We start from the raw sequence: 15,153 nt of genomic DNA, 5'->3' as shown, positions 1-15,153 counted from the left end.
AGTATGGTTATGCGATGGCTAAAAATACTGTGTCTTTTTGCGCTTAGCGTGACTTCTTCAGCCAGTATGGCTGAAAGAGTCAAAGATGTTGCCATGATTGAAGGTGTACGAAGCAACCAATTAGTGGGTTATGGTTTGGTAGTCGGCCTTCCTGGCACCGGCGAAAAAAGTCGATATACGCAACAAAGCTTTAAAGCGATGCTGAACAATTTCGGTATCACTTTGCCAGCGAACTTACAGCCCAAAATTAAGAATGTTGCAGCAGTGGCTGTGCATGCGGATATGCCTGCTTTTATTAAACCAGGGCAAACTATGGATGTGACTGTCTCATCCATTGGCAGTGCGCAGAGTTTACGTGGCGGTACCTTATTGCAAACTTTCCTCAAAGGTGTGGATGGTAATGTGTATGCGATGGCACAGGGCAGTTTGGTTGTAGGTGGTCTTGGCGCTCAGGGTCTTGATGGCAGCCAAGTGGTAGTGAATACACCGACTGTGGGCCGTATTGCCAACGGTGCGACCGTAGAGCGTGCAATTCCAAGCCCTTTTACACAAGGCGACTTTATCACCTTCAATTTAAATCGTCCTGATTTCACCACCGCCAAACGTTTGTCAGACACCATCAATGATTTAGTGGGTCCAGAAACTGCAATGGCGATGGATGCAGCGTCAGTTCGAGTGATGGCGCCGCGTGATGTTTCTCAACGTGTTGCTTATTTATCCACGCTGGAAAATTTGGAATTCAAACCTGCGGATAATTCGGCAAAGATCATTGTTAACTCACGTACAGGTACCATAGTGATTGGTAAGAACGTGAAGTTACAACCGGCGGCAATTACCCATGGTGGTTTGACGGTGACCATCGCTGAGAACCAAGAAGTGTCGCAGCCTAATGCATTGGCCGGAGGTGATACAGTGGTGACAAATCAAAGCATCATCGACGTGCGTCAAGATGATTCGCGTGCCTTTGTATTTGACCCAGGGGTTAGTTTGGATGATCTCGTTCGCGCTATAAATGAAGTTGGTGCAGCGCCAGGTGACTTAATGGCGATTTTAGAAGCACTGAAAGAAGCTGGTGCCATCAATGGTCAGTTGGTGGTAATTTAAGCCAACGCATCTTTCTATCACATCAAGCCCGCAGCTAGCGGGCTTTTTGGTATATAAATTGCAGCTGTTTTTGCATGTCGTCACAAGATTGTCAGCATGATGGATGCAAATCAATTACAACAGCAAAGTGTTTTTGACCTAACTAGCTTAGATAAGTTGCGTCAAGATGCCCTCAAGCAGCCTAAAGGTAGCGATGGCGAGCGCGCGGCACTGAGGCAAGCAGCGCAGCAATTCGAGTCAATTTTCACGCAGATGCTGCTCAAAAGTATGCGCAAAGCAAACGAAGCATTCGAAGACGAAGACAACCCGTTCAATGCCAGCAGCGTCAAATACTTTCAAGATATGCATGACCAGCAATTATCCAGCGAACTGTCAAAAAATGGCTCGCTCGGTTTGGCCGACCTAATTGTGCAACAGCTCTCACCTGAGCAAAACAATTACATGCCTGCAAATGTGCTTAGAAGCGATTTTAAACCGGGGTCAATCAATAAAACTAAAACGCTTAGTGAGACACAAGACGTGGTCGCTACAAAGCAAAATAAATCGGCTCCCGAGTTTGGTAATAGCAAAGATTTCATTAATGGGGTGTGGGAGTTTGCTAAGCAAGCAGCCGAGAAAATTGGTGTGCATCCTGGTGTTATGGTTGCTCAAGCCGCGTTGGAGACAGGTTGGGGTAAACACATCATTAAAACCAGTCAGGGCGAAAGCTCTAACAACCTATTCAATATTAAAGCACACCGTGATTGGCAAGGTGACAGCACATCAAAAACCACTTTGGAATATGAGCAAGGTGTCGCCGTGAAACGCAAAGAGCCGTTTCGTGTGTATGACTCGTTGCAACAAAGTTTTGACGATTTTGTGTCGTTCCTTAAGTCAAATCCTCGCTACCAGCAAGCCCTTGAGGTTGCTCACAAGCCTGCTGAATTTATTGATGCCATCAGCGAGGCAGGCTATGCCACGGATCCGAATTATGCGAACAAAGTAAAAAGTGTTCTCGCACAACCTGAATTAAAAGCACTGGTAGGTGATCTACTGGGTCTTGGAGACTAAATCATGTCATTTAGCTTACTTAATATTGCAAGCTCTGGCATCCGCGCCAACAGCGAATTACTGAATACCACCAGTAAAAATATAGCGAACGTGAATACCGTTGGCTATGTTCGCGAGCGCACAGAGCATGGCACCACATTTGATAACCAAGTTGGCCGCGGTGAAACGTATCGACTATTGAACGAGTTTGCGCAACAGCAGCTAAACCGTGATGTGTCTAACCGCTCTTTCTTCGAACGCTTTATGGAAGAAGCGCAGCGTGTTGATAGTCAATTCTCTGAGGAATCAAACAGCTTATCGACGCAATTAAATGGTATGTTCAATAATCTGCAAGAAGCACTAAACCAGCCCTCAAGCAGTGTAACGCGCTCTTTATTCTTCACTAACGCGCAAAACTATGTTGACCAGTTAAATCGCTTAGGTGGCATGGTTGCTGAGCAACAAAATGTCGTTAACGATCAATTATCTATCCTTGCTGGTGAGGCAAATCAGCTGATCGAGAAAATCGGTGAACTCAACATTGAAATCGCCGGTATTCATGGCACAGATGGTCAAGACCAAGCGAATTCAGTGTACAACGAACGTGATAAGGCAATAAAAGACCTTTCTGAGTTGATGAACATCGAAACTCTAGACGGGCAAAATGGTGAAAAGCTGGTGTTTATGGGCACCGGCGAGGCCTTAGTAATGGAAAACGGTACCTTTAATCTGTTTTCTTTACGCGGCGATCCAGACCCCAATTTGAAAGAGTTGCGCTTGGATGTCACACGCGGTGATGCGATAAGCCTAGAAGTAGATGCGAGTCTGTTAAAAGGTGAAATCGGTGGTTTATTGGCCTACCGGGATGAGGTGTTGGTACCCGCACAAAACCAATTAGGGCAAATGGCTTTGTCATTGGCTGACGCCTTTAACCAACAAAACCGTCTTGGTATGGATGGCAACGGTGAAATTGGCCAAGATCTGTTTGTATTGCCCACAGCGAACGGTCTTGCACATAGCACCAACACAGGCACTGCGAGTTTAGTCGCTGGGTTAGAGCCGGGGTTAGGCTCTGCTATTCCGGCAACTGATTTCCGCATTACCTACACGTCTGCCACAACAGTAGAGATAGTACCATTAAATAACAAGGGCGAGCCTGTAGGGACACCATCAACAGCTAATGTTGTCGCTGGTGTTATTGACTCAACAACTATCACTAGCGGCGAGTCATATGGTTTGCAAATAAACGTAACGGGCGCAGGCGCAGTAGGTGATGAGTTTGATATTAAGCTAAACGCTGCAGCGGCAACGCAAATGGAGTTGGCAACCATGCGCCCCGAAAAGTTGGCGCTCGCTTCTCCTGTTCGCACTGAAACGTCGATTAATAATATTAGTGAAGCAACAATTTCTGCCGGTTCGGTTACTGATATCGAGAACTCAACTGGCATCACAGTCGGGCCGCCGCCGAGTTTGACTAATGGCCCAATCACGTTAGTGAAAACAGCCAACCCAGACGAGTACACCATTACGGATGGCAGTGGCACAACGACATTTACGATTACGCCGCCAGCTGAAAATATTCTCGCTCAGGCAGGTGCGCCTTATGATACCTATGGTTTTGATTTTAATATCGAAGGCTCGCCTCAAGCGGGGGATGAGTTCTCATTGGAGTTCAATACCGGTGGTTTTGATGACAACCGCAATGGCCAGTTATTGGCAGGTTTACAATCTAAAGAGCTGGTACGAGAAAATGTGCAAACATCAACCACTGCGGATAACTTGAAAACGTTTAACCAAGCCTTTGCTGGCATTGTGACTGATATCGGTATTGTCACTAACCAAGCACAAACAAGCTTTGCTGCTTTTTCAGCATTGGAGCAGAAATCAAACGCATGGTACGAGTCTATGGCAGGTGTAAACCTGGATGAAGAAGCGGCAAATTTATTGCGCTTTCAGCAAAGCTACGCAGCATCAGCGCGCGTGCTGACAACCGCTCAAGCGGTGTTTGACACATTATTAAGTTCAGCGAGGTAATAGCGATGCGTTTATCTAATAATCAAATTTTTCAAAACGGGCTTAGTAGCATTTTAGAGAATCAGGTCAAGGTCTCTCGCTCTCAGGAACAAATCAATACGCAACGAAAGGTGCTGACAGCATCTGATGATCCCTCCGCTATCACTCGTGCTATTTTGTACGGTGATGCTATAGAGGTAAATGAGCAGCTAACCAAGAATCTCAACTTGCTCACTAGTAGGTTGGAGACAGAAGAAAGTGTGCTGACAAACATTAAAAACTCGATTCAGCGTGCGCATACACTCACTATTCAAGCGGGTGACGGTGCATATTCTGTAAAAGATAGAGAGGGTTTAGCTGAGGAGTTATCGGCTTTACAAGAGAATCTGCTTGATTTGATGAACGCTAAATCTGAAGATGGAAAGTTTATCTTTTCAGGCTATCAAGATAATAAACAAAGCTACCAGTTCGATAGTGCTACGGGTCGCTATGTGTATGGTGGTGATCAAGGTCAGCATAAGATTACCGTCGCCGAAGGGGTGAGTATTCGTTCATCCGATAATGGTTTCGACGTATTCGAGAAGGTCCCTGCGCGTTTGAATGTCACGAGTAACACAGCGACTACAGCAGGCGCAGTGACGGGAGCGACGGTCTATGTTAAAGAGCAAAACGCCTTTAATCAGTTCCACCAATCTCTTTATAACTCCGATCCAACTGCGCCAGCAACCGCAAATACCTTAACGGTAGATATCGCAGCTGGTCCACCGGATACCTATCAAGTGTTGCAAGATGGAGTAGCGTTAACACCGCCTGTTACCGGTAACTATGTAGCGGGCGAGCCAATCAAATTCGGTGGCCTAGAAATTAAACTACAAGGGGCTGCTCCGGGCCAAATCAATTTTGACCTAGAAAAGCCTGCGCGTGAAAATGTACTCAATACGCTCGAAGACTTGATTGCAGGCATTACAGCGCCAGGTCTGAGTAATGATGATTATCAGCAAGTGTTGGCAGATGGGTTAGTGCAGTTGAGTAATGCACTGAATCAGGTGTCTTTGACTCAGGCTGGGCTTGGTGGGCGCTTAAACACTGCACAGCGTATTGAGATGTCTAATGCCGATGTAGATATCAACAACAAATCGGCTCGTGCTGATTTAGTTGAAGTGGATATGGCTGAGGCCGTTACCGAATTGACGCGTCACGAAACTGCACTGCAGGCATCGCAGGCTACTTTTAATAGATTATCTAACTTATCTTTATTCGATTATCTAAGATAATAAAACACAATTTGGAAAGGGCCGCTTAGCGGCCTTTTTTTTATTTTTTGTATCCGACCTTATGTGGCAATCGCTGCTTGTTAATAGACTTCACTAATCTTTAATTCCTGTTTTATATATATAAAAAACAATAACTTGAAAAAAAGTTAAAATTTTTACTAAAGGAAAAAATTTACCGCCCGATAACCTAAGTAACTTAGCAAAACGTCAAAAAACAAGCTTTCGCTAAAGATTTGACAGTTTGAGAGTAAATTAACAGTTTACTGGGAGAATTATCATGGCACTTTATGTAAATACCAATGTAAGTTCACTAAACGCTCAACGTCAGTTGATGAACTCAGGTCTTGAGTTGGATACGTCGTTCAAGCGTTTATCTTCTGGTCTTCGTATCAACAGCGCAGCTGACGATGCGGCAGGTCTACAAATCTCAAACCGTTTAGGCTCACAAATCATGGGTCTGAACCAAGGTAACCGTAACGCAAACGACGGTATCTCACTTGCACAAACTGCTGAAGGTGCAATGGACGAAGTAACCAGCATGTTCCAGCGTGTTCGTGTACTTGCTCAACAAGCAGCAAATGGTTCGAACACAGATGAAGACCGTTTGGCATTGCAAGAAGAGATTCGTCAACTTTCATCAGAAGTTAACCGTGTTGCGTCAGACACAACATTTGGTGGTCAAAACTTGCTAGATGGTACTTACTCAGCATTTTTCCAAGTGGGTGCGGACGCGGTACAGACAATTGGTTTTAGCATGCAGAACGTGGGTGGCACAGCTAACTCACTAAGCGCAGCGGGTGGTTTTACATTATCAGGTATTGCTAGTATCGCTTCAGCTGTAACTGGTGCAGCACTATCAGCTAACCTAGCTGGTGTGAGTGACGCAGGTGGTTCGGCAGCAGCAACATCATGGAACTTTGCAGGTGTATTCACTAAGTCGGGCATCAGTGTGTCAAGCCAAGGTAATGCGCAAGCGGTTATGGCGGGTATGGATGCGCTTATCGCAGTGGTTGATAAGAAGCGTGCAGAGCTAGGTGCGGTACAGAATCGTTTCCAATCTACGATTCGTAACCAAGCGAATGTTTCTGAAAACCTTAATGCAGCTAAGTCTCGTATTAAAGATACTGACTTTGCGCAAGAGACAGCTAACTTAACTAAGAACCAAATCTTACAACAAGCTAGCCAAACTATCTTGAGCCAGGCGAACCAGCGTCCTCAGGCGGCTTTAAGTCTACTAGGTTAATTAGGTAGGTTGGCGCCCGTGCTGATGGGGTATTTGCAAGGGCGCCGAATTGGATTTTAAAGCGGAAGCTAATTGCTAAAAAAATCCTTAAGTTGGTCAGACGTCAAAACGTTGACCAACTTCTCTCAGTATAAGCAGTTATTATGCCAATGTAAGCATTTTTACATGGCAGCCAATTTCACTCTCAAACACTAGGGCCTTTTTAGGCCCTTTTTTCATTTTGGCCTACTTATTGCTCAGTTAGTTACATACGCGGCTAGCGCGGGCAAAAACGGCAACGAATTGCCCAGCTCCCTCTGACAGCGGCGTAAAGTTACCGCCAAAGCGTTATTTGGCGAGAGCATATCGCCGCTTACAGCGGTTAATGACAAATTGAGAGTGAAGAGAGGCTACTATGGCTTTATATGTAAATACTAATGTCAGTGCGCTAAATGCACAGCGCCAGTTAATGACTTCTGGAGGCGAGTTAGATACTTCGTTTAAACGTCTATCTTCTGGTTTACGCATCAACAGTGCAGCGGATGACGCAGCGGGTCTACAAATTTCAGACCGACTGCAAACTCAGATCCTGGGCTTAAACCAGGGTAACCGAAATGCGAACGATGGTATTTCACTCGCGCAAACTGCTGAAGGTGCGATGGAAGAATTAACTTCCATGTTCCAGCGCATTCGCGTTCTTGCACAACAAGCGGCGAATGGCTCGAATACGGATGAAGACCGTTTAGCACTTCAGCAAGAGATTCGTCAGTTAGCATCTGAGACCAATCGAGTGGCTTCAGATACTACATTTGGTGGTCAAAACTTACTCGATGGTACCTATTCAGCATTTTTCCAAGTAGGTGCTGACGCAGTCCAAGTTATCGGTTTTAGTATGCAGTACGTTGGTGTAACGGCGAATTCAATGTCAGCGAACGGTGGTTTTACCATCTCTGGTATAGCCAACATTGCTTCTGCAGTAAATGGTGCAGCTTTATCAGCAGATCTCGCAGGTGTAAGTGAAGCGGGCGGCTCAGCGGCGGCTACATCATGGAATTATGCAGGTGTATTTACCGAAACAGGCATTAGTGTATCGACTCAAGGTAATGCACAGGCGGTTATGGCGGGTATGAACGCGATGATCGCTGTCGTAGATAAAAAGCGTGCGGAACTCGGTGCGGTGCAAAACCGTTTCCAATCAACCATTCGTAACCAAGCAAACGTATCAGAAAACGTGAGTGCAGCGAAATCGCGTATTAAAGATGCAGACTTCGCACTTGAGACTGCAAAATTAACGCGAAACCAAATCTTGCAACAAGCGAGTCAGACGATTCTTGGTCAGGCGAACCAGCGTCCGCAAGCGGCACTGAGCTTGTTACAAGGGTAAGAAGTTAATACTTTATTAGTATTTTAAAAATATTTTTAAAAAAATATTCAAGTCTCCGTTTTATCTGTCGATACAAGAGCTAGAGAACTGCAACTCTAGTTCTTATCGTGAATTTAAGCTGAATAGGGGTATTTCGCTTAAGTTCATAAAAACTAAGATAAAGCGGAGGCTAATATGGCTTTATACGTAAACACTAACGTGTCTTCATTGAATGCTCAAAGGCAGTTAATGAATTCAGGTAACGCGCTAGATACTTCTTTCAAGCGTCTATCTTCAGGTCTACGCATCAACAGTGCTTCTGATGATGCTGCGGGTCTACAAATCTCAAACCGCCTAGGTAGCCAAGTAAACGGCTTAAACCAAGGTAACCGTAATGCTAACGATGGTATTTCACTTGCACAAACTGCTGAAGGTGCGATGGACGAAGTAACGAGCATGTTCCAACGTGTTCGCGTTCTAGCTCAACAAGCAGCGAACGGTTCAAACACTGATGAAGACCGTTTAGCGCTACAAGAAGAAATTCGTCAACTAGCTGAAGAAACAAACCGTGTTGCAGCGGATACGACGTTTGGTGGCCAAAACCTTTTAGATGGTACATTCTCAGCGTTCTTCCAAGTAGGTGCTGATGCAGTACAAACCATCGGTTTTAGCATGCAGAACGTGGGTGGCACAGCTAACTCACTAAGCGCAGCGGGTGGTTTTACACTTTCTGGTATCGCAAGTATCGCTTCTGCAGTTACAGGCGCTGCACTATCTGCAAACCTTGCGGGTGTGAGTGATGCTGGTGGTTCTGCTGCAGCAACGTCATGGAACTTTGCAGGTGTATTCACCAAGTCAGCAATCAGTGTTTCTACCCAAGGTAACGCGCAAGCGGTTATGGCGGGTATGGATGCACTTATCGCAGTAGTTGATAAGAAGCGTGCAGAACTAGGTGCTGTGCAAAACCGTTTCCAATCTACAATTCGTAACCAAGCTAACATTTCTGAGAATCTATCAGCAGCACGTTCACGTGTTCGTGATACTGACTTCGCAGCAGAAACAGCAGCGTTAACGAAGAACCAAATCTTGCAACAGGCAAGCCAATCTATCCTAAGCCAAGCGAATCAGCGTCCTCAGGTCGCACTATCGCTACTAGGTTAGTAGAGCGACTATAAGCCATAACTGATCTATAACAGGTTATGGCTTATACTCCTACTTAGTTATGTTGGAGGATTATCATGGTTGAGATTAATTCAAATCAAGATGTGGCAAGCATTTTGCAAAACGTTAAAGTGCAAAATCGTCAGCCAGAAGTAGTGACTGACACATCGAAGCCAGTAGCTCAAAATGATCCGCAAGCCCAAATAAAAACGACTGAGCAGACCTCAGAAGTAGGTAAAGCGCAACAGGGAGAGAGCGTTTCACAGCAAGTGGCTCAGCAACAGCAAGAGCGTATTGAAGAAATCAAAGAGAGTTTAGAAAAGCTCAATGAGTTCATTCCTATTCGTTCTACTAACTTAATCTTTGAGTTTGATGAACTGGGCGAGCCGCCTGTCATCAAAGTTGTTGACCGCGACAGTGAAGAAGTTATACGCGAAATCCCACCTCGAGAATTTCGAGATATGGCTAAAGCTTTAGAGGATTTTGCCGATAAATTAGATAATCGCGGGATGATTTTTAACCAGTCCGCGTAGTAGCAGTTTTTTAGGAGGTTTTATGCCATTAATTACATCAGCCGGTGTTGGTTCGGGCTTAGATTTAGAAAGTATCATTAGTGCTTCTGTTAATGCTGAAAATGCTCCTAAAATGCTGTCTTTCATTGAGAGAGAAGAGCGCCTTCAAGTCGAATTATCTTCTTTGGGTGCGGTTAAGTCTGCACTGTCTCAGTTGAAAGAAACCATGGAAAAGCTGGCTGATCCAGACAACTTCAACAAACGCATTGCCAACATTACCCAACCAGCCAGTGGTGACATTATTTCCGTTTCACCCTCTAGCGACATTTCTCCGGGTGACTTTGACGTACAAGTGACTCAATTAGCTCAGGGCAGTCGTGCAATGTCAACACCAGGAGCCTTTGCAGACTCTTCTGCAGTAGTAAGTGCAAGTGGTGGTACATTGAGCTTTGCTGCGGGTGCAAGTAGCTTCGATTTAACACTAGAAGCGGGCGCGACATTAAGCGACTTACGCGATGCGATAAATAACGCTGATAACAACTTTGGTGTAACGGCGAACATCATTAATACTGGCACAGAAGCTAAGTTAGTTCTTACTTCAAACGAAACCGGTGCGGGAAACGATTTAGTCATCACCAATGACAATGCAGAGCTTGATAGTGTCTCTACGGTAGCGAATGCAGGCGGTGCAGGTGGTATGACAATTGCCGCAGGTGATGAAGCTCAAGATGCGATTATTAACGTTGATGGTATTGAAATCGTCAACGATTCAAATGTATTTAAAGATGCTGTTCAAGGCATGACTATTACGGCGAAACAGGTCAGTGAAACTGGCGAGTCGGCTAAATTGAATGTAGCTGTTGACCGTGAAAGCGTAACTAAACTAATTGATAAATTTATTGAAAGTTACAACAACCTTGTTGGCACTATTGCTTACCACACGAGTTACGATGAGGAACGAGAGGTTGGGCTTCGTGGCGACGCAACAATGCGTTCTTTAAGTGACCAATTGGTTGGTACCTTGTCCTCAACATTAACCGATGCTGGCCCATTTACGAGTATCTTCGATGTAGGTTTAAGCGTTGATAACAAAGGTTATCTAGAAAAATCAAGTTTGGTTCGTAGCTTAAACGAAGCTATGGACACTAATTATGACGATATTGGCAAGGCATTTGCAGGTCCGAATGGAGTAGCAACGAAACTCGATGAGCTGCTGGGTGCGTTTGTTGATTCAGGCGGGATCTTAAAAGACCGAGAGCAAGATTTAAATAACCAGCTCGACGACTTAGAAGATGATGTAGCAAACCATGAGTACAGAATGGAAGAGTTAGAAATTCGCTTGCGTAAGCAATATTCAAACCTTGATGTTCTACTGGCGCAAATGCAATCAACGCAGCAATATTTAGGCGCGCAGTTGGCAAGTTTGCCGGGTTTCAAAACCAATAAATCATCTTCATAAATAAGGCGGTAGATTATGTACAACGCAAAAGTTAAAAATTATCAAAAAGAAGCTTTAAAAACTCGCTTAGCGGGTGCAGATCGCTATGAAGTGATTCAAATTCTAATGGCGGGTGCTTTGGAAAAAATGGTTCATGCTAAGGTTGCCATCGAGCATAAAAACCTTGAAGCAAAAGCTGAACACCTTGGCAAAGCCTCTTCTATTATCGACGCTTTACGCGGTTGCCTAGACTTCGAAGTAGGCGGCGAAGTGAGTGAGAATCTATATGCATTGTATTCTTACATGCTTGACCAATTGATTGATGCTAGTGTGGAGAACAACGCTGCTAAAGTAGAGGAAGTCAGTGTGTTACTTAAAGAAATTAAATCTGCGTGGGATGCAATTCCAGCGGATGTGCGTCATCAAACATTAAATTCTGAGCAGTCTCAGGCAAGTGCTAATGCAGGGTAATTGCCACCCGAGTAAAGCGCTTTTTGCGTCGCTCACCGCCGCACTGGACAACGGTGAGCTTGAGCACGCACAGGACTTACTCCAAGAGCTCACCGACACAATCAAAAGTGTTTCTCCTGAGGAGCTTTCGCAGAACCTTGATTCCTTTTCCACTTTAAATGAACAACTGCTTGAAGCGATTACTACACTTGAAAGTGAGAAAGGTCTAGCGAAAGACCAATTGTCGCAATACAAAGCGAATACCAAAAAGCTCAAAGCCTACACGAAGTAATCAGTAGGCTCTTGGCACTTTCCTTGCTTTACGCTAGTTTATTGTTATAACAGTCAAAAATGGCGAGCGATCAGTATATGGCCAATCAGCAAGACGAATTACAAACGTTGCTTTCCCAAGCCGAAGAATCAATCAAACAAACTCAAGAACACCAGCAACGAGAAGCCGTGTTTGCTGAGCAAGCAAATGAACGTTTTGCGAAAAACCTCGCCGCCTTTGAAAAATTCTATCCTGATATTGCCCAGGCTATTATTGAATTTCAAACACGCGAAGACTTTTGCCTGCACGTTACCAAATCCGGTCACGGCAATTTTGTTCCGCTTGGCGAGAATGTACCGCTGTACGGTGACGATCCTATTGCGCAAACCAAAGAGCAAGTCGATAAATACACCGAAAAAGCGAATTTTGGCCGCACTGACTATTCAGGCACGAAAGAGTGGGAAAGCGATGATCCGCGTATGCATATACAGTATATGCGTCGTTTGAGTTCAGTGCTTTCGCGCATAGAGCCAAAAAATTTTACTGAGTTAAAGAGCCTGCCAAAACATTATCCTACTGCTTTGATATTTGGGATTGGTCTTGGTTATCACATTCCTGAGTTGTTGAGTCGCCACAGCTTTGATTACATGTTCATTTGTGAGCCTGATCTAGAGCTTTTCTTCGCCAGCTTATTTTGTATCGAGTGGTACGATGTAATTGAGAAGATAGACAATCAAGGTAGCTGCCTATTTCTGAGTTTGGGCGTTGACTATGATGAATTCTTTGATGAAATCTATCGCATCTCCAATGATATAGGCCCATTCTCAGCGATTAACTCATTTTGCTACCAGCACTATCCATCCGCCAAGGTAAATGAGCTCATTAAGTCATTTTTCAAGAACTACTACCAGCTCAGGCAAGGATATGGATTCTACGATGACGCAATCACAGGACTTGCTCATGCCGTCAGAAATGTAGAGTCGGGGGCGAATTTTCTGTTTGCTACAGATAAAGCAAAGCAGTTAGTGCAAGATATCCCCGTTTTTGTTGTTGGCAATGGCCCATCGCTAGATGAATCGATAGAGCTTATTCGTGCCAACCAAGACAAGGCCATTATTTTTGCCGCTGGTACGGCGCTACAAAGTTTGTTGAAAGCCGGAATCACACCTGATTTTCATGTATTGGTAGAGCGCCCTAAGCTGACGTATGACATATTGAAGAAGATTGAGCCCGAGCAAGGTTATGGCGACCTCAATTTGTTGACAGTTGATGTTATTTACCCAGATACATTAGACCGCTACAAGTGGTCTGGTATTGGCCTAAAAGGGCCGGAAGCCGCGACTGTATTTTTGAAGTTATTTAGCCATATTTATTGTGGAATGCCGATTACTGAACTAGTGGCTAGTGGGCCGTATGTTTCAAATACCGCGTTCTCCTACGCCGCGATGATGGGTTTTAAAGATATTTATCTTATTGGTGTTGATAACGGTTATAGCTTGAATGGGCAAACACATTCCAAGTTATCTGTATATGAAAATGCCACACTGAAAGCGCCCAAAGGCGCAAACATCCAGCTTGAAGGGAATTTTGATACTGATGTGATGGCAACGCCATTAATGGCTATGTCGAAAAATAGTTTTGATAGATTACTTACAACACTCCAAGGGAAGCTTCACGCGTATAATGTCGGCAATGGCGCTAAACTTCGCCATGCCATAGCCGTGCGGGAAGCTGACGTGTTGCTTGAGCAGACTATCCCAAATAAACAGCAACTTATTGAAGACATCAAGAGTGAGTTTTTCAAACCTGTAAATTTTGGTGATATTGAACAGCTAATGAGCTTTGATGACTTTGATGAGTTGTGCGATTACATTATTGAAGTGGGTCATCGTGAAGTAAAAACACGTGATGAGGCAAATGAAATTCTAAAAGCCCAACAACGTGTTGTTTATGCATATAAAAATTCTAAGTCTCCGCATTTGTTCCAGTTGTTAAAAGGAACTTTATTGTATTTCCATTGCCCGATGGTCTCGTTTTTATATCAATATGAAGATGAAGAGGAAACACTCCGTCACTTCCATGAAGCTCAGTCTTTGTGGTTGGAATTTGTGAAAGATGCGAAGGCAGATTTCCATGCGAACTGGCGCACAAAGTGTAATTGGACACGCCCAGAGTTTGAAAATAACTAACAGTTGCTCACCTTGTTGGGAGTGAAAGTGCTTACTCCCAATAAGGTTACCCATTCATTCAATAAGTTAAATAAGCTTATTTAGCTACCATTTGCCATGTAAGTGCCGTACCGCGTTGAATGTCTTCAGCGGCAACTTTATTGAGGATTCCGTTTAAGTGTTTTGGCGCAATACCATGTCCTGGCCGAATACTGCGTGTGTTTTGTTTCGTAAACTTCTCGCCTTTTTTAATATTTTCAACAACATAAAGTGAGCGATAGTTCTTCCTTGGTGATGAGCAACTGTAATCAGTTTGCCCGCACGCAGCGTAAGCATTTCTAACCGTCGTGACAAAATCAGCCATTTCACTGATAGGCAGTGAAAAAGCTGAATCAATGGCACCATCATCCCGAGAGACAGTAATGTGCTTTTCTACCATGCAGCTTCCCTTTGCTGTAGCTAGCATCGCTGCTAGAGCGTCTATGCTGTGATCGGATAAGCCGATTGGAACATTGAAGGCGTAGATCATGTCATCGATGGTGTTCAAATTGAAGCTACTCGGTGGTGCTGGGTAGTTGCTTATGCAGTGCATAATTCCTACTTGGTAATTTCCGTGTTGGTAGCAAGCTTCGAGGGCTTCGCTGATCTGCTCTTTGTCAATAATGCCGGTAGAGATAATCAAAGGCTTATGTGTTTTCGCAACCGCTTCAATCAAAGGAATATCCATCGCCTCAAACGATGCAATTTTGTATGCGGGGCAGTTAAGTTCTTCGAGAACTCTTAATCCCTGATATGAGAAAACAGAAGAAAACAATGTGATGCCACACTCTTTGGCATAGTTGAACAGAGGAACTAGCCAAGCTTTGGGGGTAGCTGCTTCTTTGTATAAATCAAATAGGGTGCGCCCTTGCCACAAGCCACTTTGTACTACGAAGTCATTCGTTCTCAAGTCGAGCGTCATGTCTTCAGCAGTAAAATATTGAATTTTAACAGCGTCAAACCCTGCTAAATGGGCCTCTTTAATCAGTTGCTTTGCCCGAGAAATTTCATTTTTATGGTTCCCTGAAACTTCTGCAATCAAGTAGGGATCTGCGCCATTGGTGATAAGCTTATCTTCAATAATTAGGTTTTTGTGTGTATCTGTCATA

At 44.4% G+C, this 15,153-nt stretch carries 13 protein-coding genes; 12 read left to right on the top strand and 1 reads right to left on the bottom strand.

All coding sequences use genetic code 11. The features are described 5' to 3' along the window. The first annotated feature begins 9 nt into the window (after positions 1-9). The 12 genes from V1358_RS06445 to V1358_RS06390 all read left to right on the top strand — a co-directional run bounded on the left by V1358_RS06445 (position 10) and on the right by V1358_RS06390 (position 14,026). Positions 10-1,104 carry a flagellar basal body P-ring protein FlgI gene (locus V1358_RS06445; protein WP_347392152.1) on the top strand — a complete coding sequence of 365 codons (1,095 nt, stop codon included), beginning with the start codon at positions 10-12 and terminating at the stop codon, positions 1,102-1,104. Positions 1,105-1,203: 99 nt separating this feature from the next. Continuing rightward, on the top strand, positions 1,204-2,154 hold the full coding sequence (gene flgJ, locus V1358_RS06440; protein ID WP_347393171.1) for a flagellar assembly peptidoglycan hydrolase FlgJ: 951 nt from the start codon (positions 1,204-1,206) through the stop codon (positions 2,152-2,154). A 3-nt stretch (positions 2,155-2,157) separates the two neighbouring features. After that, on the top strand, positions 2,158-4,167 hold the full coding sequence (gene flgK / locus V1358_RS06435) for a flagellar hook-associated protein FlgK (protein WP_347392961.1): 2,010 nt from the start codon (positions 2,158-2,160) through the stop codon (positions 4,165-4,167). 5 nt (positions 4,168-4,172) lie between these two features. Continuing rightward, positions 4,173-5,420 carry a flagellar hook-associated protein FlgL gene (gene flgL, locus V1358_RS06430; protein WP_347392154.1) on the top strand — a complete coding sequence of 416 codons (1,248 nt, stop codon included), beginning with the start codon at positions 4,173-4,175 and terminating at the stop codon, positions 5,418-5,420. Between the two features lie 277 nt (positions 5,421-5,697). Beyond that, a complete protein-coding gene (locus V1358_RS06425) occupies positions 5,698-6,663 on the top strand; it encodes a flagellin N-terminal helical domain-containing protein (RefSeq protein WP_347392960.1) in 966 nt (321 codons plus the stop codon). A 394-nt stretch (positions 6,664-7,057) separates the two neighbouring features. Next, positions 7,058-8,026, top strand: a complete 969-nt coding sequence (locus V1358_RS06420; RefSeq protein ID WP_347392959.1) for a flagellin N-terminal helical domain-containing protein — start codon at positions 7,058-7,060, stop codon at positions 8,024-8,026. 174 nt (positions 8,027-8,200) lie between these two features. Beyond that, entirely contained in the window at positions 8,201-9,166 is a 966-nt protein-coding gene (locus tag V1358_RS06415) for a flagellin N-terminal helical domain-containing protein (RefSeq protein WP_347392958.1), read from the top strand. Between the two features lie 77 nt (positions 9,167-9,243). Then, entirely contained in the window at positions 9,244-9,699 is a 456-nt protein-coding gene (locus V1358_RS06410) for a flagellar protein FlaG (RefSeq protein WP_347391107.1), read from the top strand. A 22-nt stretch (positions 9,700-9,721) separates the two neighbouring features. Continuing rightward, the gene (gene fliD, locus V1358_RS06405; protein WP_347392957.1) at positions 9,722-11,137 is read left to right on the top strand and encodes a flagellar filament capping protein FliD; all 1,416 of its coding nucleotides are present in this window, start codon (positions 9,722-9,724) and stop codon (positions 11,135-11,137) included. Between the two features lie 15 nt (positions 11,138-11,152). Next, complete coding sequence (gene fliS, locus V1358_RS06400; protein ID WP_347391105.1) at positions 11,153-11,587, top strand: flagellar export chaperone FliS; 435 nt, start codon at positions 11,153-11,155, stop codon at positions 11,585-11,587. Next, the gene (locus V1358_RS06395; RefSeq protein WP_347392956.1) at positions 11,577-11,858 is read left to right on the top strand and encodes a hypothetical protein; all 282 of its coding nucleotides are present in this window, start codon (positions 11,577-11,579) and stop codon (positions 11,856-11,858) included. Before fliS ends, V1358_RS06395 begins: the two co-directional genes overlap by 11 nt. 59 nt (positions 11,859-11,917) lie before the next feature. Further along, the gene (locus tag V1358_RS06390; protein ID WP_347392955.1) at positions 11,918-14,026 is read left to right on the top strand and encodes a motility associated factor glycosyltransferase family protein; all 2,109 of its coding nucleotides are present in this window, start codon (positions 11,918-11,920) and stop codon (positions 14,024-14,026) included. Between the two features lie 76 nt (positions 14,027-14,102). On the opposite strand, the gene pseI is transcribed toward V1358_RS06390, so the two are convergent. Continuing rightward, the gene (pseI, locus tag V1358_RS06385; RefSeq protein ID WP_347392954.1) at positions 14,103-15,152 is read right to left on the bottom strand and encodes a pseudaminic acid synthase; all 1,050 of its coding nucleotides are present in this window, start codon (positions 15,150-15,152) and stop codon (positions 14,103-14,105) included. Between the last annotated feature and the right edge of the window lies 1 nt (position 15,153).

It is taken from the genome of Pseudoalteromonas pernae (assembly GCF_039831865.1).
GTDB classification, from domain to species: Bacteria; Pseudomonadota; Gammaproteobacteria; order Enterobacterales; family Alteromonadaceae; genus Pseudoalteromonas; species Pseudoalteromonas pernae.
The sequence above is the reverse complement of the archived record's forward strand: the minus strand, read 5'-3'. Positions and strand labels throughout refer to the sequence as shown.